This window comes from Pseudomonas sp. GM25, assembly GCF_000282255.1.
Classification (GTDB): Bacteria; Pseudomonadota; Gammaproteobacteria; order Pseudomonadales; family Pseudomonadaceae; genus Aquipseudomonas; species Aquipseudomonas aphyarum.
Genome location: NZ_AKJQ01000049.1, coordinates 1 through 16,115, shown reverse-complemented (window position 1 = coordinate 16,115; position 16,115 = coordinate 1). Strand labels below are relative to the sequence as shown.

The following is a 16,115-nucleotide window of genomic DNA, read 5'->3' as shown; positions in this document are numbered from 1 at the left end:
AGCCCTCTACCCCGGCGCTGCGTCAGGCGAAGCTCCTACCCGGAGCGACGCAAATGCAATACGGAGATACACAATGTCTACTTCCCCCGTCACGCTGATGGTCGCGCGTCGTGTCGCCAATGGTCGTTATCAGGATCTGATCGCCTGGTTGCGCGAAGGCGAACAACTGGCCACCGACTTCCCTGGTTACCTCGGCTCCGGCGTATTGGCTCCGCCTCCCGGCGACGATGAATTCCAGATCATTTTCCGCTTCGTCGACGAACAGACCCTGCACGCCTGGGAACACTCGGCTTCGCGCACTGCATGGCTGGCTCGTGGCAGCGATCTGTTTGCTCACCCGACGGAACATCGGGTCAGCGGAATCGAAGGCTGGTTCGGTGCAGCCGGCGCGCGTCCTCCACGCTGGAAGCAAGCTGTGGCGATCTGGCTGGCATTCTTCCCGGTGTCGCTGCTGTTCAATTTCGTGCTGGGCCCGCTGCTCGCTGAAATGAGCCTGTTGCCGAGGGTCTTCATCAGCACGCTGTGCCTGACCCCGTTGATGGTCTATTTCTTCATTCCGCTGTCGACCCGTCTGCTGGCCGGCTGGCTCAACCCGGCGCCTGCACGCCCGCTGCCTGCCGCACCCTCCACGCAAAATCGCTGAAGCCGTCGCTCGCGTCGCTGTTATAGTTTTTGCTCTGACTTCGACGCGAGCCGTACATGACTTCTCCCACAGCTCCCATCCTCATCACCGGCGCCGGCCAGCGGGTCGGCCTGCATTGTGCGCAGCGTCTGCTGGAAGACGGTCATCGGGTGATCTTCACCTATCGAAGCGAACGACCGGGTGTGAAGGCATTGCGGGATCTGGGCGCCCTCGGGCTGCACGCGGACTTTTCCAGCGAAGCCTCGATCCTCGCGTTCATCACCGAACTGAAAACCCACACCGACAGCCTGCGCGCCATCGTGCACAACGCCTCGGAGTGGCTGGCGGAAACCGGTGACGGCGAAGCCGAAGCCTTCAGCCGGATGTTCAACATCCACATGCTGGCGCCGTACCTGATCAACCTGCATTGCGCCCAATTGCTGCAACGTTCGAGTCCTGCCGACATCATCCACATCAGCGATGACGTCACCCGCAAGGGCAGCAGCAAACACATCGGCTATTGCGCCAGCAAGGCCGGGCTCGACAGTCTCACGCTGTCCTTCGCCGCGCGCTATGCGCCGTCAATCAAGGTCAACGGCATCGCGCCAGCCCTGCTATTGTTCAATCCCGACGACGACGCGGCGTACCGCGCCAAGGCGCTGGCCAAGTCCGCGCTGGGCATCGAACCCGGCAGCGAAGTGATCTATCAGAGCCTGCGCTATCTGCTCGACAACCCGTATGTCACCGGCACGACCCTGACCGTCAACGGCGGGCGGCACATCAAGTAATACGCCCCCGCGAGGATGCTCCATGACCCGTTCCCTGCCCGAGAATTACCGCGAGATCCTGATCGGTCTCGGTGAAAACCCCGACCGCGAAGGACTGCTCGACACGCCGGTGCGGGCGGCGAAGGCCATGCAGTATCTGTGTCACGGCTACGAACAGAGCGTCGACGAGATCGTCAATGGCGCGCTGTTTGCGTCCGACACCGACGAGATGATCATCGTCGCCGACATCGAGCTGTACTCGTTGTGCGAACATCACCTGCTGCCCTTCATCGGCAAGGCCCATGTGGCTTATATTCCGACGGGCAAGGTGCTGGGGCTGTCGAAGATCGCGCGGCTGGTGGACATGTTCGCCCGCCGCCTGCAGATCCAGGAAAACCTCACCCGGCAGATCGCCGAGGCGGTCCAGCAAGTCACCGATGCCGCCGGCGTCGCGGTGGTCATCGAAGCCCGGCACATGTGCATGATGATGCGCGGTGTCGAGAAACAGAATTCGACCATGAACACCTCGGTCATGCTCGGCGCCTTCCGCGAGTCGAGCAACACCCGCCAGGAGTTCCTGCAATTGATTGGACGGAGCAAGTAAATGCCACAACTTCAACCGGGAATGGCGCGCATCCGGGTCAAGGATCTGCGCCTGCGCACCTTTATCGGGATCAACGAGGACGAAATCCTCAACAAGCAGGATGTGCTGATCAACCTGACCATCCTGTACGCCGCGCAGGAAGCGGTGCGTGACAACGACATCGACCACGCGCTGAATTACCGTACCATCACCAAGGCGATCATCGCCCACGTGGAAGGCAACCGCTTCGCGCTGCTCGAACGCCTGACCCAGGAGCTGCTGGATCTGGTGATGGCCAACGAATCGGTGCTGTACGCCGAAGTCGAAGTCGACAAGCCGCATGCGTTGCGTTTTGCCGAGTCGGTGTCGATCACCCTCGCCGCCAGCCGCTGAACGCGTCTGGCGCTCCGGGCGTCAGACTTTTATCATCCGCGCCACGATTTGACTGCACAGAGCCCATCATGACCGAGCAACAACGCCTCGAACTCGAAGCCGCCGCCTTCCGCCGGCTGGTCGCCCACCTGGACAGCCGCAAGGACGTGCAGAACATCGACCTGATGAACCTCGCCGGGTTCTGCCGCAACTGCCTGTCCAAGTGGTACAAGGCCGAGGCCGACGAGCGCCGGATCGAGGTCAGCCTCGACGATGCCCGTGAAGTGGTTTACGGCATGCCGTACGCCGACTGGAAAGCCCAATATCAGCAAGAAGCCAGCGCCGAACAACAAGCGGCGTTCGCCAAAGGAAAACCCAATGAGTGATCTGAACACCCTGCGCGCCAGCCTCAAGAGCGGCGAACACGTTTTTGCCGACACCTTGTCCTTCATCGCCGCCGGCTACGACTACCAGCCTCAGGCGTTCAACAACGGTGGCGTGGAAAACGCGGCCGGGCAGAACGAAGGTTCGTGCAAGACTTTGGGTCTGGCGCTGCTGGAAGGCTTGAGCGATGAAGAAGCGCTGCTGGCATTCGGCGAACACTACCGCTCGGTCGTGGCGACCCCTGAAGGCAGCGATCACGGCAATATCCGTGCGCTGATCCAGCACGGTCTGGCGGGCGTGAAATTCGAAGCGCGACCGCTGACCCGCCGCTGATTCCGAGCGAATCGCAGGCATGAAAAAACCGGCCAGTGGCCGGTTTTTTTGTACCTGCAATCTTAGAACGAAACGTTCTGCAGATCGTCCAGGTAACGCTCGGTATCCAGTGCCGCCATGCAGCCGGCGCCGGCCGAGGTGATGGCCTGACGGTAAACGTGGTCGGCCACGTCGCCGGCAGCGAAGATGCCTTCGACGCTGGTCGCGGTGGCGTTGCCTTCACGGCCGCCCTGAACCACGAGGTAGCCGTCCTTCAGCTCCAGCTGACCTTCGAACAGCGAGGTGTTCGGGGTGTGGCCGATCGCGATGAACACGCCGTCGACCTTGATTTCGTCGAAGCTGCCGTCGTTGTTCTTCAGACGCGCGCCGGTCACGCCCATGTTGTCGCCCAGCACTTCGTCCAGGGTCGCGTTCAGTTTCAGCTCGATCTTGCCTTCGGCCACACGGGCGTTGAGCTTGTCGATCAGGATCTTCTCGGCGCGGAAGGTTTCGCGACGGTGGATCAGGGTGACCTTGCTGGCGATGTTGGCCAGGTACAGGGCTTCTTCGACAGCGGTGTTGCCGCCACCGACCACAGCCACCGGCTTGTTGCGATAGAAGAAACCGTCGCAGGTCGCGCAGGCCGAAACGCCTTTGCCCATGAACGCTTCTTCCGACGGCAGGCCCAGGTAGCGAGCGCTGGCGCCGGTGGCGATGATCAGCGCGTCGCAGGTGTAGGTGCCGCTGTCGCCGGTCAGGCTGTACGGCTTGGAAGCGAAGTCCACGGCGTTGATGTGATCGAACACGATCTCGGTTTCAAAACGCTCGGCGTGCTCGCGCATGCGCTCCATCAGCACCGGGCCGGTCAGACCGTGGACGTCGCCCGGCCAGTTGTCGACTTCGGTGGTGGTGGTCAGTTGACCGCCGGCCTGCATGCCGGTGATCAGCAGCGGCTTGAGGTTGGCACGGGCAGCGTAGACGGCAGCGCTGTAACCGGCAGGGCCGGAACCGAGGATGATCACTCGCGAATGACGGACTTCAGACATGAACCTGCTCCTGTTGACCGGCCAAGACACCTGGCCGGACGCCGGACTGCCGGCGGGAATAAAAAAGGACTGTGGATAACCTTGGGGAAGGCGTGAGCTCGACAGTCCTGTAAAAAGTTGGGTGCAGCGTATCGAGGGGGGCAAGATTAAGGAAATACGGTTTAACAATCCAGCTCATAGGTGGTCTCTATGCCGACACACTGACGAGATGGACGTCTTTGTTACAGTGAATGTCGATCCCGCTGCCGCGCTTTCACAGGTTCTGCAAAGTCGGTAAGGTCGGCGCGTTTTCCCTTGCTCGGAGCACCTTATGCCCGCCCCTGTTCTGTCCGGCCCGCAATACCTGCGCGAAGGCCTCAAATTGGTTCTCAGCCCGAGCCTGCGCCTGTTCGTGCTGCTGCCGTTGGCCATCAACCTGGTGCTGTTCGTCGGATTGATCTATCTGGCCGGCCACCAGTTCAGCCTGTGGGTCGACACGCTGATGCCGTCGCTGCCCGAATGGCTGAGTTTCCTCAGTTACATCCTGTGGCCGCTGTTTGTGGTGCTGGTGGCGTTGATGGTGTTCTTCACCTTCACCATGCTGGCCAACGTGATCGCCGCGCCGTTCAACGGTTTCCTCGCGGAAAAGGTTGAAGTGGTGGTGCGCGGCACCGACGACTTCCCGGCCTTCAGTTGGGGCGAACTGATCGCCATGATCCCGCGCACCCTCGCCCGGGAAATGCGCAAACTCGGTTACTTCCTGCCCCGGGCGATCGGCCTGTTCATCCTTTCGTTCATCCCGGTGGTGAACATCGTCGCCGCGCCGCTGTGGCTGCTGTTCGGGGTGTGGATGATGGCGATCCAGTACATCGACTACCCGGCGGATAACCACAAGCTGGGCTGGAACGAAATGCTCGCCTGGCTGCGTCAGAAACGCTGGCAAAGCATGAGCTTTGGCGGGATCGTTTATCTGGTGTTGCTGATTCCGGTGGTCAACATCCTGATGATGCCGGCCGCCGTGGCTGGCGCGACGCTGTTCTGGGTGCGTGAGCGGGGTGCGGAGAACCTCGTCACGCAGCGCTGAGGCGGTCGTGATTGACTGAAAGAACCCGGTCGCAACTAACGCTTGAACTGCCCTTTCCCAGCCAACTGATACACAAGGCTGGTACACATGGCTCTCATCGCACAACCATTCCGGCACCCCGACTCGGGCATCTACTACCTCCGACGCAGGGTGCCGGATGATCTAAGGGATATAATCGGCAAGACTGAGATTCGCCGTTCGCTGAACACGCGAAACCACCACCAAGCGAAGGCCGCGTTTGCCGTCGCGTACGCGGATTCCGAACGACTATTCAGTGATGCCCGCCAGGGGCTCTGCATTGAGCACCATACGCTAGAGGTGATAGCGAGGCCCCCAACTGCCTCCTATCCGCCAGCACGCATAGAAACCTCTATAAAGCTTTCAGAAGCGCTTGCCCGCTACGTTCAGTCCATCTCCATGTCGGGCAGGTCGGAGTACGTTTCTCGTCGTCATGCTGTCGACTATACCCGTGCTGTCAATCGGTACATCACTGACATGGGCGACATGACCATTGCGGCAATCCAGCCTTCGGATGTCCACAAGTTCGCTAGCAACCTGATCCAGCCTTCGGAGCCCGAGGTCAGGCCGCTGGCTACTTCATCTACGCGACTGTTATTGGCAAGGCTGTCATCAGTGCTGACGTTTTCGGTGGACTCCGGCTTGATTGAAAACAATCCCGTCAGTACATCTCGGATTCACAAGCGTTTAGGATCAGGTAAACCGAAGCGCCGCCTAGACGATAACCGAGGGTACAGCTGGAGCGAACTGGTCACACTCTTTAGTCACTCCGAGTTCCAGCGGCTTCGAACTGCCGAGGGCCGTCCGGGCAACGCAGTGTTCTGGATACCGTTGATAGCCGCTTACACCGGTGGCCGTCGCGAAGAGCTGGCTCAGCTGTATGTTGAAGACATTCACCAGCACGAAGGGGACTCATGGTTCATCCGCGTCATTGACGACCGCCCCGACAAGTCCGTCAAAACGGACAGCAGTCGAAGGGAAATTCCTGTCCATCCTGACCTGATCGCCCTTGGCCTGCTGTCCCTCGTACAGGAACGCGAGCCGGGAACGAGGGTTTTCCCTCAGTTGCTCAAAGTCTCCGACGGTTTTGCAGGAATCGTCTCCAAATCATGGCGTCCGATTACTCAGCTCTGCGGCGTGTATCAACCAGGTCGCCATCCCCTGCACGCGTTCCGACACAGCTTCAAGACACTGGCTAGAGAACACGGCATTCCCAAGGAGGTCAGCGACTGGATCACCGGACATGCTTCAGGGCACATTGGTGACAGCTATGGCACCAACCCGCTGTCGCGCATGGCCTCGGAGATAAAGAAGCTCCCCAGCCTCGCGAAAGCTGCCGGTCTGCTTTCAATGGAAAAGGAAGATTGCATTGGCGAAACCGAGGTTGACGGGGGAGCGGCACGTAACCCTAGATAAGCAGATCGTAGGAGGAACGCCCGTCCATTCCCCCCGAAAAGGATTGCTGGGAGAGAAAACGTTTTGGTCACGTTCAGCATCTATGGCAGCCGCAGCACGCTGAAGGTGATGCCGTATGCTCTGGACGAAGTCATCATAGACAGGGGGATAGCTACGATGAACAAGCCAGTGCCATTTACTCTCCCGGTAAGTTGATGGCGCACTGACACTAAAGTTGTACCACTATTTTGCCAAAAAGTTTATTTTGATAATCCGCACCACCCTGATAGTATTCAAGCCAACAAAAATGAGCACGAAAACAGACCTCGCAAAGTCGCTTCAATCAAGTAAAAAAATCACAAATAACTGTTGACAGTGGCGACCAGCTCGCTAATATTTGCAGCGCACCTCACCCAGATATACAGGTCCATCGGACAAGCTAGAACACAACTCTCTGCCGAGCTCGGGAAATACCGAGAACTGCACAGGGTTTTTTGCGTGCCTGAAATTTAGCAAATCCTAAACTTATAGCCCTAGTTTAAATTACACGACTAACTACCATGCCATGACTGCAAGATGAGAATATGCCACCCCATTAATCAATCACGGAGAACATTAAATGACATAAATTAATCGCCTTCGCATACTTGGCTGAGATTAGAGCCTTAAAATCAATTCAATTCCAAAACACTTTCAGCACAACGGCACACTAGGTTTCCGTGACGCCCTTCTGCCGCCCCGAAAATCCGAATAACACACTATAGGACAGAAGCATTACCTAGCTCCTTACCAAACAATACCGACCTCGACCGGTACTGAAATAATGTGCGAGACATATTTTTAATCGCCCGCATTAAATGCTGCAAAGCTGTAGCGATGGGCAGTTATACCTTAAATTTGAGAACTAATTAATTTTATGAAAATGCAAAACACGTACACCACCACTACACACCACCAACCCGCTAGCGCTGTCATCATGGCTAACCAGAGCCCCCTCGCCCATCAATTTCCGGAGATCTCGGAGTATTGCAGCGGTACCTCAGCTGCTCCCCTCACTATGATCAGCTTGGAGATCGCGGAGCTGACCGGAAAGAATCATGCGGACGTGCTGCGTGACATTCGCAAAATGCTCAATGAGCTGGGAGTAGACAGCAAGTTTGCTGGCTATTACACAGCCGAGAATGGAAAGCGTAACCCATGCTTTTACCTACCCCGCCGCGAGGTAGAAATCTTGGTGACTGGGTATAGCACTGCACTGCGGGCCAGTGTGATTGATCGCTGGCATGAACTGGAACAGGAGGTTACCACGCCGTCTCTAGCCTCAAGTGACCTCCCAGCCCTTCATCACTTGCTTCTGGGCTATACAGAGCGAGCGTTTATGCTAGAACAGCAGGTCAAGGACGACGCCCCGAAGGTGGGCTTCTACAACGTGATGGCAGAGACGACTCAGCTATTCAGCGTATCCACAGTTGCAAAAACGCTAGATACAGGGCCGATTCGCTTGTTTACCTACATGCGTGAACACAAGATCCTAATCTCGAAGCATTATAAGTTCAATGAGCCCTACCAAGTGCATCAGGAGGCCGGACGATTCCAAGTAAAATGGGGGTACTATAAGAACAATGTGACTGGGGAGATTGAGCTCAAAGCTACTCCTTACTTTACTGGCAAAGGAGTCATCTGGATCGAACAGTTCATTGCCAAGCACGGTCGAGATGGATTGTAAAAGATCTCGCCTATTTATTAGACGAGCTGGCAAGCCTGCGCTCAAGCCCCAGCCAATTTCGCTGATAGATCGCTAGTAACATGGACGCATACAACCCGGACGACTTTATGCACTGGCCCGGACGAAGTACACTTTGAAGGCGGCTGGCGAAACACACCAGCCAGCCTCTAGCGCCATAGGCCAGACCACTATTGGCAGCATAGACACAAGCAACTAACTCGTTAGACAACCATCGCACGAGTTAAATATAAAAGCCAAGGCCCAATTATATCGCTATACATGTGGCGCTGGGCGACTATCACCCCCCAAAAAAAAAACACAATAGAAAGAGACACACTATAAAACACTTAATCAATAAAAAAGAACAGAAAACACGAAAGCAGCCACACACCTTGGAGCGTCACCACAAGATCAATAAACTCAAAGCAGTATGCAGTGCCGATTACTCGCCCAGGAGGGCATCATGAGTAACATTAAAATTCTCTCTTGCTACCAGACAAAGGAAACTATCATCGATGGCATCACCATTCGACAGGACGCAGAGGGTCGTTATTGCCTCAACGATGTTCAGAGAGCCGCAACGCTTGGCCGCAACCCACGGACAGTAGAGTTGCATGAGTTCATGCGGCGGCCTGAGACGATTAAGCTGGTAGAACTCTTGGAAAATACGGGAAATCCTCATGTTAAGGCATATATTACTAAGCGGGGTCGCACTGGTGGCACATACGCCGTAAAGGAGTTGATCTACGCCTACGCCATGTGGATCAGCCCTTCGTACCACCTGAAAGTGATCCGTGCCTATGGCCGCATGGTGACTGATGGCGTAGCGGTACATGAGAGCGTTGCTCAGGATCTGCTCACCAATCCGCTGAAGCATCTCCAGGCGATTATTGGGCAGGCCCAAGCCCTAGTAGAAGAGAACGCTCGATTGAAGCAGAAATCCGAGACAGACGTACCGAAGGTGAATAATACGACGCAGTGAACTGATTACGAATTCTTGGTAATTAACAGCCAGAGACCAACTGAGGATTCCCCTATGAAATAAACTTAATAAATTAGGACAAACATCATGTCGCACGCAATCGCTTTGAATTTGAGTATCAGCTTAGCCGACACTCCAATTTCGCCGAGGTATAAACACCTTACCAAACTATGCCGCACGTACATTGTCGATGGTTTTAGAACCGACAAAGACACTGGTGAAATCTATGGTAAGTTTGTTGCACTGCAATATCAATCCTGCTCCGAGAAGTATACGGCCGCAACTCTTAAGCCACCTTCCGCACGCAGACGATGGGGGCAGCCAACAGTTATCACCAAGATTGATAATGTCGTGCATGTGGATTTCAGTACATCCGATAATAATAGCATTGGACAAGACGATACTGTACCCCAGCGAAACCCAAAAGGGGCGGGCCGAAGGAGTGTCTCTACAGTTAATCCCATTTCACACCTTGCCATAGAACTACTGACGACTGATCTAGGTAAACCGCATCCATTGTGGCTCGACAACATTATCTTTGGTAGCTGCCTCAGAGCTGCTGGGCAATCTCAGAACGTGTGCAATGTAGCTATGAATGAAGTTGTTGGAACCCTGTATCTGCATGAATTCAAAGTTGAAACACTTGTGACTCAAGGTACATCGCTTCGAAAAGCTCAACGAATTATCAAAGCTGCTCGACATGCATCTCATGGAATTAACAACTATCTGAGGCGTAGACCGAAACTACTAAAATTGTATGAGGATGCTGCAGCGGTCGAAGCTACTGTTGCATATTCGCCAGATCATCTTGAGAGTTACCCCCACCCACAGGAAGCTCCTCAACACATTAAAAGTATGTATGACGATAGAGATTATCTCGCATACGGTAAAGCTCTAAGGGCGTTCCGTCTAGGTTTGAACTAACGGAATGAACTTCGCAGGCTTGGACTATTACAGCTGCAAGGAGACATGACCAATCTCGTGATTTCGGTCATTATTGATCAATCTTTAATTAACGACGGAAAGAGAAGTGACCACTTCTGCCGGAGGTAGAAGCGGTAACGCATCACCAAAGCGTAGCTTTGAGATTAACCTTTTATATCGTTACTTTGCGGCTTAGACACTACAGCATAACAACCTGTGCCCGAGGCACGGATTACAACTCTATACAATCAGGGGAAATAGGGGCATAAGCCCCTCCCGCTGTTGCCTTTGCTTTGAACCTTGCTGATATACCTTGCGGTGTAAGCCACGATTAATCAATGCAAGAGGGTTAGCCGTGACTGTGGTCACAGGGAATTAGTCTGTGCCTATGGCACCATCGCCCCTTGCATCATACAAAGCAAGTGCAGGGGATGGGTTAATCCCCATCCTCCCCCCCTGTGCTAGGTACAGTTGTTACTCGTGCCCTGAGGCACAGGTAGTAATCCTGGAAAGTACAAAACTAGAGATCAGAGAATCCGTTACTTTCAGTCACCTTATACCTGCACAGTTAAAGTCAAAAGCTTTAGGGGCTTCTTGTTATTGCCCCATTGATTACCTGTTATGCCAGTAGGATAATAGGAAGGTGCAGCGGTCACATTCGGGCCTGATGTTAACCATGCCGAGCTGAAAGATGGGCCTGAATGAACTGATCGCTAACGTACAGGAAGCCATTTAGCTAGCCCACCTAGATGGGCTAGGGGTAGCCCTTTCCACGCACGTTAGCGTCCAGACGTGATCATTAGCAGCAGGAAATGGGCCGGGTGAATTCTCTGTTTAGTGAACATCAACCGCCTTTAAGCGAGTGTTTACTATCCTCGTCAACGTATCGAAGTCTGCGTGGATGAAGGCTGCGTGGGCAACGCAATCGAGGAAACGGTGCCGCATCGCATCTTCATCAATTGAATCGACCCAACTCTTCTTAATGAGGCCCGAGACCGCACGACCCACCCGCTCACTACTGAGCGTAAGTAACTCAGGCAACAAAGACGTGTCGATCCGCACTGCACGGCTAAAGTCCATCCGCATTAACAGAAGTAGCATCACCGCCACCTTGTCCGCGTCAAACGACGCGTAAGCCGCCATAGCTTCAAACGCATAACGTGGAACACTTACCGCCTGGTCCTTGGGCACCATTGGCAATTCTCTAACCTGCTACTTACAGTGATCCACGCTCGTCAGGCTTTTCGGCTTGAGCGAGATCCGGATTCACGACACAGGCAATGGTTCCACCGGGCTCTTTACTGATCTTCACCGAGCTGATCAATCCAGCTGCCTCAAGGTCAGCAATGGCCTTCTCTACGTCTTGCAGGCCGATCTCACACCGATGTGCCACTGCTGTCTGGGAAACCGTTACAGCACCAGCATCCCCGATTTCTGCTACCAAAATCAGCATCACTGATACGGTGTGAGGGTTGATCCGGTTCAGTTTATCCAGCTCTCCGAACAGGGAGGGGTTGAAGAACAAGCTGTCGCCGATCTCATCTGCACTTGGGGCTAGTGCCACGATTCGTTGGGGCATTTCTCTTCTCCAGGGTTACTGCGTTGGCTGACTACCCAATCGCAATGTCACGATTAGTGTGTGTCCGATTAGAGCACATCACCCGACCATAGGGGAATGCCAGCACCAGCCCCCTCCCCAGCACTTCAGCATCAGTTCGGCAACCGAGTCAGGGAGCTCCGTGTGGCTATGGGTATGAGCCAAGAAGCTTTTGCTGATCGATGCGGCTTCGCCAGGACGTATATGTCCCGCATCGAAACTGGCGGAGCTAATCCTTCTATAAATGCCATCAAGGTGTTGGCAGATGCCCTGAGCGTAAGCATCTCGACGTTGTTCGAGGGAATGTAGGGCTGGATGATTGTGCCCAGATCCCCCCACGGAACTGATCAAAAAGCTAAACAATATCTAATCCGCCATAGCGCTAACCTAAGCCTCAGACACCTCCTAGCCTTGGGCAAGTCCCCTATTTTCGGGGCTCCGCTACAGGAAGGCTAAGCCAAGCCCCCTCGACAAGCAGTTTCTAGCAATAGCGGCATATCTTGTTATACCGGGCTGAGTACAACACTCGAAATCACGCCCCCCTCCCCCAACACATCGGGACTGACCCTGGGTCGCTGCCACACAAGTTGCATACTCTTCCACAACCGCTGCACTTCCCTTTGGAGCCGCGAGACATACCAACCAAGCGGTGGTTACGCGACCCTGAATAGATATCAAACACAACCTGACTGGTCGTCACTCGACTCGTACGCTTGATCCGATAATGGCGATGCAAAACACAGCTGCTCGACTGGATTAACGAGTATCCAAATACCTACGTAGAGTCGACCAATGACTTTACAATGGTTGAACGGTCGTTCTAACAGTTGTAATATCCGGCCATAACTCACTTTCTGGAGGTGTCAGCATGGAAGTCGTCGCCTACTATCGCGTTTCCACGAGAGGTCAGGGAGAGTCTGGACTGGGTTTGGATGCTCAGCGGGAGTACGTTAGATTCGCCGCTCAACAGCAAGGATGGGTAGTGGTGAAAGAGTATCAGGACGTGGGCATATCTGGCTCGATTCACCCGCTAGAGCGGCCAGCGAGCGCCGAAGCTTTCGCGGATGGTCTACCTGTAGTCGTTGCCAAACTTGATCGGATGAGCAGAGATGTTGAGCACATCGCCGGTCTGATGAAGCGCCACAAGTTTAGAGTAGCAACTATGCCCACCGCTGATACGTTCCAACTGCATATATACGCGGTACTGGCTGAGCAGGAACGTACGTTCATTAGCGAACGTACGAAGGCCGCATTGAAGTCTTTGGAGTCGCGTGCGGCCAGTGGTGACGAAGATGCCTTACAGAAGATTAGCAATCGCTCCCAGGCTCTTGCTAAGGGCCGTATCCTCCTGAACCGCACCAAAGGCCATGATACCCAACGTCAGCAGGCAGACGACCGTGCCGCCTTAGTTAAGGACGCAATCAGGTTATGCATCATCGACGGAGCAACAAGCCTTCAGGCGATAGCCGACTGCCTTAAAACTCGCAAAATTCCTACCCCTCGTGGTGGTCAGTGGTCCCCTACCGCCGCGATGCGTGTGATGCAACGTCTTGGATTGGAGCTGACCAAGGTCAGGACCGTTTCTGAACGCCACTAAGAAGCGATTGCAGCGAAACAAATTAGCCGAATTTCTGCGACTTTTTCATCCTCTTGATATTTTGATTTCACAGCCGCTGGCAGCGGAGTAGGACGGCAACGGCTCTTAACCTCGACCCAGGCTGTGCTAGTAGCCTGCCGATCTTGCCAGAACCCTGGTGGCATTTCGTCTCGGCTTTAGGGTAATTTTCTATCCCCTGCATGCGGAGCCTCTGAAGGCTGACAGCGGCGAGCGAGCCCCCCCTGTGCAATCTCATTATCATTTGATAGAGTCAGCGCCTGTGTACGAATGGGGGGCATCAGTAAACGCTCACGTCCCGTCCCTGACTGAACCTCCCATAACACCGCTCGTCACGCAAACGTTATCGCTGTGGAACGTTGCCAAAAAGCGGCTAGTCTCACATTTGCAGCAGACGATGGTGTAATCTGTTACTAGTACTAGCGACAAGACAGGAGAATACTATGAAAAATGCAAGCATTGGCGTTGGTGAAGGCTAACGATACAGTTATTTTAAAAGGCCCTTAGGGGCCTTTTTTCATGCCAAGGATAGTTATGAACAACTTCAAAATTGGTGCATCAGCGGCCGCTCTTGTAATCCTGATCGTGTTTCGCTTTATTTTCGGAATTTCCTCTCAGCTGAATCCGCCTGTTAGTCTCGCGGTGATTGACTTTTTTATAATTTTCAGTGGATCGCTTCTTTTCGTTTTTGCGGTACATGATTATATTGTGAAAAGATATAGAGATACTGCTGACTTGCTGCCTCTTTTTTGTGCGATAGTTATATTGGTTGTCAATGCCGGCTATCTGATCATTCGCTATAATGAAAAGTATCAAACAGCTCTTTCTATCATGGCGACTGGGACATTCATTGGCATGGGGTGGTGGATTCAGGCAATTAATACAGCTGCAAATGCGCGAAGAGCTCACACCTTAAATATCATAATGGCTTCTCGAACCTCTAGCGAATACCAGCAGCAAACCCGAGCTAGCTCTAAGATTTATCGCGGAGGAACAATAATCTGCAAAGACCTCGCTCAATGGCGCCTGAATCCAGCCACAGAAGAGTTTAGATATACGGAAGTTCCTCAGCACATTGACGACGCAATAAATGGAACCATCTATGTTCTTAACTACTTTGAATTTCTGGCCCAAGGTATTAAATACAGAGACCTAGACGATTGCTTGCTGAAGGAATGCTTTAGTGGGATCTTGGCGGGAATTGAACGTAGAGGGTTTCACCTAATAATTGAACATCAAAAGGTTGATCAACGTTCGTTTGAAGGCGTCATACGCTTAACAAAAGACTGGAACGGTGAGTCTTTTGTTGAGAAACATCGATCTAATCCCGATAATTCTGCGGTAGGGGCAGGCTTTCCAGCAGGAGAGGAGCTTATAAGTATTATGAACAAAAAGAAGCCACCGGAGCCTGTCGACCCTACACCACACCTTGTAACCACAGATGGAAGGCCGGTCGCTGTTCCAGAAGAGCAGCCTTAATCTCGCCTTCAAATGTTTGAAGTGGTCAAGAGGCCAAGCAGGACCTTGCTTATTTGAGGGCGCAATATTAGCGGATTTAGTTGCTGTAGTTCCCCGGAATATTGTCGCCCCGAATTGCATTTGCCGTGCTAGAAGCTCTAGTAAATAGAGTTGGAAAATGGTTGATGAAAGTCTCCGTCAGATGGCCGTGGTAGTAGGAATACACGTACCGATTGATAGGAACCCCTTTCTGCGCACGTATGTAAAAATGTAAAACGCCATCTTCAATTTCTGGGCACATCCACGCTTGGCCTGCGACCTGTGCGGCCTTATGAGTAAAATTCCCCTGCCGGTTTTCTTCCCATGTAGTGATTTTGTCTTTTGGATTTTCTTGATTGACATGGTTTTTGAAGGCATCCAAAAGCGCTTTGGGGCTAGAGGTCGAGAAGCTTACGGCCACGATACGGCACCTTGTACTGGAAGTGAGCTAGATTCATACCATTTGAGGCGGCTCTAATCAACAGAACACCGCTCTAAATCAGGTGCGAGGGCCTAACACGCCAAAGTGAGCTTCGAGAGATTCATAAAGCTGGAGTTCCCCCCCCAAAAATGCTGCTTTCGGTCAAAAGTAGGCTCTCATGACCGATAGCTTCCGCCCGCTAGCCATCATCCAGTCGAGGACTGTCCTAAGTTAAGCTGTTGCCTAGTGGCGCCTAGCGCTTCGACACCCGAACGGCCTCATCAAGCATAGATACCGTGATTTTTCGACCGGTTGTAATCATCGACGAAGATTGATTCGGATGGCCAGGTGCTGAATGGCCAGCCGGCCCACGTCTCGGTAGTCACGTAGCTCCTCATCGTTCAGCTTGTCAGGCTTCCGCAATTCACGAAATTCGCCTCACACTCGACGAGAATATAAATTGTGCCGCCTCCGTAATGAGGAATGCCAGAAGCTGTCAGTCATGTTGTATGCCGCAGGTGCGAGTTAAATCAAACGCTTCTTTAATTACTTAGGTTACTCTTCGATTTCTGACAATGGCTTTGCTGAGAATGCACGATTCGAATGAATACTTCTCGCCGTTAGCCGCCGGTCACGAAGGGCAAACCTGAACAATTGCCACCTTGCCCTAGCTAGCGACTAAGTGAACTGGGGTTTCCATATAATCACTCAAAGACTCAGGGATGGTGCCATGTTAGACAACTCAGAGGTCAATATAGCAACGGCAGACTGAATCGCCCCGGGTTTTCTAG

At 53.6% G+C, this 16,115-nt stretch carries 18 protein-coding genes; 14 read left to right on the top strand and 4 right to left on the bottom strand.

All coding sequences use genetic code 11. The features are described from left to right. Positions 1 to 73: 73 nt before the first annotated feature. The 6 genes from PMI24_RS20300 (at position 74) to PMI24_RS20275 (ending at position 3,061) form a co-directional block, all read left to right on the top strand. Entirely contained in the window at positions 74 to 643 is a 570-nt protein-coding gene (locus PMI24_RS20300; RefSeq protein WP_007957213.1) for an antibiotic biosynthesis monooxygenase, read from the top strand. Between the two features lie 56 nt (positions 644 to 699). Continuing rightward, entirely contained in the window at positions 700 to 1,410 is a 711-nt protein-coding gene (folM, locus tag PMI24_RS20295; protein ID WP_007957211.1) for a dihydromonapterin reductase, read from the top strand. 22 nt (positions 1,411 to 1,432) lie between these two features. Then, positions 1,433 to 1,993, top strand: coding sequence for a GTP cyclohydrolase I FolE (gene folE / locus PMI24_RS20290; protein WP_007957209.1), 561 nt, complete (start codon positions 1,433 to 1,435; stop codon positions 1,991 to 1,993). Further along, positions 1,994 to 2,365 (top strand): dihydroneopterin triphosphate 2'-epimerase, encoded by a 372-nt coding sequence (gene folX / locus PMI24_RS20285; protein ID WP_007957207.1) that lies wholly within the window; start codon positions 1,994 to 1,996, stop codon positions 2,363 to 2,365. It abuts the gene before it with no gap. 68 nt (positions 2,366 to 2,433) lie between these two features. Beyond that, positions 2,434 to 2,730, top strand: coding sequence for a DUF1244 domain-containing protein (locus PMI24_RS20280; RefSeq protein WP_007957206.1), 297 nt, complete (start codon positions 2,434 to 2,436; stop codon positions 2,728 to 2,730). Beyond that, positions 2,723 to 3,061: a HopJ type III effector protein gene (locus PMI24_RS20275; protein WP_007957205.1), complete on the top strand. Its 339-nt coding sequence runs from the start codon at positions 2,723 to 2,725 to the stop codon at positions 3,059 to 3,061. The genes PMI24_RS20280 and PMI24_RS20275 overlap by 8 nt, the downstream gene beginning before the upstream one ends. Before the next feature lie 62 nt (positions 3,062 to 3,123). Here PMI24_RS20275 and trxB read toward each other — a convergent pair whose 3' ends face one another. Further along, on the bottom strand, positions 3,124 to 4,086 hold the full coding sequence (trxB, locus tag PMI24_RS20270; RefSeq protein WP_007957204.1) for a thioredoxin-disulfide reductase: 963 nt from the start codon (positions 4,084 to 4,086) through the stop codon (positions 3,124 to 3,126). 310 nt (positions 4,087 to 4,396) lie between these two features. On the opposite strand from trxB, the gene cysZ reads away from it, so the two are divergent. From cysZ to PMI24_RS29250, 5 genes are all read left to right on the top strand, one after another. Then, the gene (gene cysZ / locus PMI24_RS20265) at positions 4,397 to 5,149 is read left to right on the top strand and encodes a sulfate transporter CysZ (protein ID WP_007957203.1); all 753 of its coding nucleotides are present in this window, start codon (positions 4,397 to 4,399) and stop codon (positions 5,147 to 5,149) included. A gap of 87 nt (positions 5,150 to 5,236) precedes the next feature. Next, a complete protein-coding gene (locus tag PMI24_RS20260) occupies positions 5,237 to 6,583 on the top strand; it encodes a site-specific integrase (RefSeq protein ID WP_007957202.1) in 1,347 nt (448 codons plus the stop codon). A gap of 955 nt (positions 6,584 to 7,538) precedes the next feature. Next, the gene (locus PMI24_RS20255; RefSeq protein WP_007957201.1) at positions 7,539 to 8,288 is read left to right on the top strand and encodes a phage antirepressor KilAC domain-containing protein; all 750 of its coding nucleotides are present in this window, start codon (positions 7,539 to 7,541) and stop codon (positions 8,286 to 8,288) included. A 463-nt stretch (positions 8,289 to 8,751) separates the two neighbouring features. Next, positions 8,752 to 9,270, top strand: a complete 519-nt coding sequence (locus PMI24_RS20250; protein WP_007957199.1) for a KilA-N domain-containing protein — start codon at positions 8,752 to 8,754, stop codon at positions 9,268 to 9,270. Positions 9,271 to 9,357: 87 nt separating this feature from the next. Then, complete coding sequence (locus PMI24_RS29250; RefSeq protein ID WP_007957195.1) at positions 9,358 to 10,194, top strand: hypothetical protein; 837 nt, start codon at positions 9,358 to 9,360, stop codon at positions 10,192 to 10,194. 834 nt (positions 10,195 to 11,028) lie between these two features. Here the strand turns inward: PMI24_RS29250 and PMI24_RS20245 are convergent. Both PMI24_RS20245 and PMI24_RS20240 read right to left on the bottom strand, forming a co-directional pair. Next, positions 11,029 to 11,388, bottom strand: coding sequence for a hypothetical protein (locus PMI24_RS20245; protein WP_007957194.1), 360 nt, complete (start codon positions 11,386 to 11,388; stop codon positions 11,029 to 11,031). A 22-nt stretch (positions 11,389 to 11,410) separates the two neighbouring features. Further along, complete coding sequence (locus PMI24_RS20240) at positions 11,411 to 11,773, bottom strand: hypothetical protein (RefSeq protein ID WP_007957193.1); 363 nt, start codon at positions 11,771 to 11,773, stop codon at positions 11,411 to 11,413. Between the two features lie 96 nt (positions 11,774 to 11,869). Between PMI24_RS20240 and PMI24_RS20235 the strand changes: the two genes are divergently transcribed. The 3 genes from PMI24_RS20235 (at position 11,870) to PMI24_RS20225 (ending at position 14,885) form a co-directional block, all read left to right on the top strand. Then, a complete protein-coding gene (locus PMI24_RS20235) occupies positions 11,870 to 12,100 on the top strand; it encodes a helix-turn-helix domain-containing protein (RefSeq protein ID WP_081493580.1) in 231 nt (76 codons plus the stop codon). 559 nt (positions 12,101 to 12,659) lie between these two features. Continuing rightward, positions 12,660 to 13,388 (top strand): recombinase family protein, encoded by a 729-nt coding sequence (locus PMI24_RS20230; protein WP_007957192.1) that lies wholly within the window; start codon positions 12,660 to 12,662, stop codon positions 13,386 to 13,388. A 552-nt stretch (positions 13,389 to 13,940) separates the two neighbouring features. Then, the gene (locus PMI24_RS20225; RefSeq protein WP_007957190.1) at positions 13,941 to 14,885 is read left to right on the top strand and encodes a DUF4760 domain-containing protein; all 945 of its coding nucleotides are present in this window, start codon (positions 13,941 to 13,943) and stop codon (positions 14,883 to 14,885) included. A 76-nt stretch (positions 14,886 to 14,961) separates the two neighbouring features. Here PMI24_RS20225 and PMI24_RS29245 read toward each other — a convergent pair whose 3' ends face one another. Next, the gene (locus PMI24_RS29245) at positions 14,962 to 15,324 is read right to left on the bottom strand and encodes a hypothetical protein (RefSeq protein ID WP_157222952.1); all 363 of its coding nucleotides are present in this window, start codon (positions 15,322 to 15,324) and stop codon (positions 14,962 to 14,964) included. Positions 15,325 to 16,115 lie beyond the last annotated feature (791 nt).

Excerpts from the sequence above, each read along its gene's own strand:
- PMI24_RS20300 (WP_007957213.1), top strand. The coding sequence starts at position 74 with ATGTCTACTTCCCCCGTCACGCTGATGGTCGCGCGTCGTGTCGCCAAT.
- folM (WP_007957211.1), top strand. The coding sequence starts at position 700 with ATGACTTCTCCCACAGCTCCCATCCTCATCACCGGCGCCGGCCAGCGG.
- folE (WP_007957209.1), top strand. The coding sequence starts at position 1,433 with ATGACCCGTTCCCTGCCCGAGAATTACCGCGAGATCCTGATCGGTCTC.
- folX (WP_007957207.1), top strand. The coding sequence starts at position 1,994 with ATGCCACAACTTCAACCGGGAATGGCGCGCATCCGGGTCAAGGATCTG.
- PMI24_RS20280 (WP_007957206.1), top strand. The coding sequence starts at position 2,434 with ATGACCGAGCAACAACGCCTCGAACTCGAAGCCGCCGCCTTCCGCCGG.
- PMI24_RS20275 (WP_007957205.1), top strand. The coding sequence starts at position 2,723 with ATGAGTGATCTGAACACCCTGCGCGCCAGCCTCAAGAGCGGCGAACAC.
- trxB (WP_007957204.1), bottom strand. The coding sequence starts at position 4,086 with ATGTCTGAAGTCCGTCATTCGCGAGTGATCATCCTCGGTTCCGGCCCT.
- cysZ (WP_007957203.1), top strand. The coding sequence starts at position 4,397 with ATGCCCGCCCCTGTTCTGTCCGGCCCGCAATACCTGCGCGAAGGCCTC.
- PMI24_RS20260 (WP_007957202.1), top strand. The coding sequence starts at position 5,237 with ATGGCTCTCATCGCACAACCATTCCGGCACCCCGACTCGGGCATCTAC.
- PMI24_RS20255 (WP_007957201.1), top strand. The coding sequence starts at position 7,539 with ATGGCTAACCAGAGCCCCCTCGCCCATCAATTTCCGGAGATCTCGGAG.
- PMI24_RS20250 (WP_007957199.1), top strand. The coding sequence starts at position 8,752 with ATGAGTAACATTAAAATTCTCTCTTGCTACCAGACAAAGGAAACTATC.
- PMI24_RS29250 (WP_007957195.1), top strand. The coding sequence starts at position 9,358 with ATGTCGCACGCAATCGCTTTGAATTTGAGTATCAGCTTAGCCGACACT.
- PMI24_RS20245 (WP_007957194.1), bottom strand. The coding sequence starts at position 11,388 with ATGGTGCCCAAGGACCAGGCGGTAAGTGTTCCACGTTATGCGTTTGAA.
- PMI24_RS20240 (WP_007957193.1), bottom strand. The coding sequence starts at position 11,773 with ATGCCCCAACGAATCGTGGCACTAGCCCCAAGTGCAGATGAGATCGGC.
- PMI24_RS20235 (WP_081493580.1), top strand. The coding sequence starts at position 11,870 with ATGCCAGCACCAGCCCCCTCCCCAGCACTTCAGCATCAGTTCGGCAAC.
- PMI24_RS20230 (WP_007957192.1), top strand. The coding sequence starts at position 12,660 with ATGGAAGTCGTCGCCTACTATCGCGTTTCCACGAGAGGTCAGGGAGAG.
- PMI24_RS20225 (WP_007957190.1), top strand. The coding sequence starts at position 13,941 with ATGAACAACTTCAAAATTGGTGCATCAGCGGCCGCTCTTGTAATCCTG.